1 protein-coding gene and 1 pseudogene are annotated in these 3,181 nt (G+C 49.4%); both read left to right on the top strand.

What is annotated here, in order from left to right:
- The first annotated feature begins 254 nt into the window (after nt 1–254).
- A complete protein-coding gene (locus tag Q0835_RS29560; protein WP_298967009.1) occupies nt 255–2,489 on the top strand; it encodes a DUF5060 domain-containing protein in 2,235 nt (744 codons plus the stop codon).
- Nucleotides 2,490–2,575: 86 nt separating this feature from the next.
- Nucleotides 2,576–3,093, top strand: a pseudogene (locus Q0835_RS29555) (IS481 family transposase); the annotation flags it as partial.
- Between the last annotated feature and the right edge of the window lie 88 nt (nt 3,094–3,181).

The raw sequence follows: 3,181 nt of genomic DNA, 5'->3' as shown, positions 1-3,181 counted from the left end.
CGTGTAAAACCTGTCCCATAGTGCATCCTTCCATTCGGGAGAAAAGACTGCACCATCAAAATCTGGGATCAAACACCAGAAAATCGGGACCAATTCAGGTTGAAAAGAGCGGTCCCAAGACTTAAGCTAAATATTTCTTATTCATACCATATTTTTACCAATATAATTTCAAACTTTGCACTCAATCCCACAGCTAACTTTACACGTGTCGGCGTCTGGATAATCCGGGGCCATATCGTGTGGGAGCTTTTGATATGAGTGTTGGCAACGAAGTCTGGAACAAAGTGAGTATTGTTCTGGACGGCCCGCAGGCGAAAGAAGAGGCTTCGACCTTTCGAGACATGCGGCTTGATGTAACATTCACAAACAAAGATACCGGCGAACAAATTGTTGTTCCCGGTTTTTTCGCAGCAGACGGAAATGCGGCGGAGACCGGTGCGACTGAAGGCACTAAGTGGCAAGTGAATTTCACGCCGGCCAGCGCTGGTAACTGGACCTACGAAGCGTCATTTCGCGAAGGCAAGAATGTTGCTGCCAGCACGGACCTGAACGCTGGCACGCCTGTCGCGGGCTTCCAGGAAATTGGTGGGAGCTTTGAAGTCGCAGAGGGAGACGGGAAAGGTGACCGTTTCTCCGACAAAGGCATCATCCTTCAGGACGAGGGAACGCACTATCTTCAGTTTCAGGGCGACGGCGATTATTTTATCAAAGGAGGTCCCGGAGTTCCGGAAAACTTCCTCGCCTATGATGGTTTCGACAACACGAAGGTGACTGGTGTCAAAAACAGCAACACAGGCCGTCATGATTTTGATAACCATCTGAAAGATGCCAAAGGAGATGAACTGCTTTGGGACGAGCGCGGTTCGGAGATTTACGGTGCCGTCAATTATCTGTCCGACCAGAAGCTAAATACACTTTATATCATGACCAATACGGTTGGTGGCGATGGACGGGATGTCAGTCCCTGGGTCAACCCAAAAACGTATGACGTGGCGAAGAACGTTAGTGACATCGACAAGGCGGGGCACGGCCTCACACGCGATGATTTCACAACCTATGACGTGTCCAAACTTGCCCAGTGGGAGCGGGTATTCGACCACATGGACGCCAAAAACATCTATAAAAATATTCTCTTGCAAGAAATAGAGAATGATCAACTGCTGAATGGTGGCACAAAACTGTCTCCAGATGCTGAACTCACTGTCGAGAGGCTTGTGTACCTGCGCGAAATGATCGCGCGCTTTGGCCACAATAATGGACTGCAGTGGAACCTGGGGGAAGAAACGTCGAATTCCGAAAAAGAGCTCGAGGCGATGGCCACTTACATCAAGGCGGTGGACCCATATGATCACGTCATCGTCGTTCACACTTTGCCCCGCGACACCGACAGGGTCTATGATGCACTTTACGACCACGCACCAATGGATGGCGCATCGTTTCAAACCAGGGCTCAGAATATACGCAGTGAGACCTTGGAATCTCGACGAGAGTCAGAAGAAAACAACAATCCCTGGATTCTCTCCTGGGACGAAGACTCGTCTTCAAATTCACTCGTGGGTCGGAATGACAATGATTCAGACCTAAAAAATGAACAAAACCTTCGAGAAGGACTCTGGGGACATTTGACTGCAAATGGGTCAGGTGCGAACTGGTATTTGAGACAAGAAGGTGGGCATAGTCTTGATCAAAATTTCGATGATTTTCGAGGGTTTGAGTCTCTTTGGAATTGGACGGCTGCGGCAACCGAATTCTTCAACGAATACATCCCATTTCATAATATGGCTGATTTGGATGACTTGACACCAAACAAAAAGGACTTTGTATTTGTTGAAGAAGGAGCTCACTATGTAAGCTACTTGCCTTTTGGTGAGGCCGATAGTGTCCAATTTGACTTAGAGAGTCAGTCTGGAGAGACATTCAATGTCTATTGGTACAACCCAAGGGAAGGCGGATCACTTGTTTCTGCCGGAAAAGTTGATGGCGGTGAAGTTGTTGATATAGGCCAACCTCCAAAAGATGTTGGCAAGGATTGGGTCGTTTATTTGCGCAATGTCGATATTCCTTTGGACGAGACTTCAGACCCGGTGACGCCAGACCCGAAACTTCCCGAACCGGAAGACAGTCTGTTCCAATTCAAACTGATAGACACCGATACGGACAAGGAAATTGTCACTGTCACCGACGATGATACAATCGATTTCAGCCTCGTAGAAGGAAAGAACGTAGGTATTGCTGCCGTGACGGTCAATGAGACGACAGCAGAGGATATTGGCAGCGTCACATTGGAGCTCGCAGGACAAAAGAGAACTGAAAACGTCAGTCCCTATGCCCTATTTGGTGACAAGGAGGGCGACTATTTCATGGGGCGCTCGGTCGAAGAAGAAGACTATCCGCTCGAATACACCGCATTTGACGGCAAAAAAGGCCTCGGGAACGTTTTGGAAACAGGCTCTTTAAACTTTTCATTCGATGAGATGAACATTGTTTGACGGGGCTTGTCGCAAGTGCGGGTCTCTAGGTGTTTGATCCCAGAATTTGATGGTGCAGTCTATTCTCCCTAATGGAAGGATGCACTATGGGACAGGTTTTACACGGAAGCGCCACAACGACAGAGGCGATCCGTCGAGCAATACAAAATATTCAAGAGAGCCTGAGAGCGCTTTCGAAGCGATACGGCATCAATCAAAAGACTGTCGCCAAGTGGAAGCGTCGAACTTCTACGGCCGACCTGCGGACCGGACCGAAAGAGCCACGTTCGACGGTTCTGTCTGTCGAGGATGAAGCGATCATTGTGGCTTTCCGCTGGACGATTGCCTTTATGCCCTTCAGCCGACGATCCCGCATCTGACCCGGTCTTCGCTACATCGCTGCCTGCAACGTCATGGCATCAGCCGCTTGCCCGAAGTCGGAGGTGACAAACCAGCAAAGAAAAAGTTCAAGCACTACCCGATCGGCTATTTCCATATCGACATCGCCGAAGTGCGCACAGCCGAAGGCAAACTCTATCTTTACATTGCGATCGACCGCACGTCCAAATTCGCCTTCGTGCGGGTAGTCCGCAAGACAGGCCGGACATCGGCTTCAGCCTTCCTCGTGGCTCTAAATAGTTCGCCCTGAACAATTGCTAAGCGTTTGATGTTGCATGCGCGGGCAGAGGTTTTGGAGTATCCGATTTTGCCAT

Origin of the sequence: uncultured Roseibium sp., from assembly GCF_947499295.1 — a bacterium.
In the GTDB taxonomy this organism is placed as follows: Bacteria; Pseudomonadota; Alphaproteobacteria; order Rhizobiales; family Stappiaceae; genus Roseibium.
The sequence above is the reverse complement of the archived record's forward strand: the minus strand, read 5'-3'. Positions and strand labels throughout refer to the sequence as shown.

Coding starts and splice junctions, on each gene's coding strand:
- Q0835_RS29560 (WP_298967009.1), top strand. CDS start 255: ATGAGTGTTGGCAACGAAGTCTGGAACAAAGTGAGTATTGTTCTGGAC.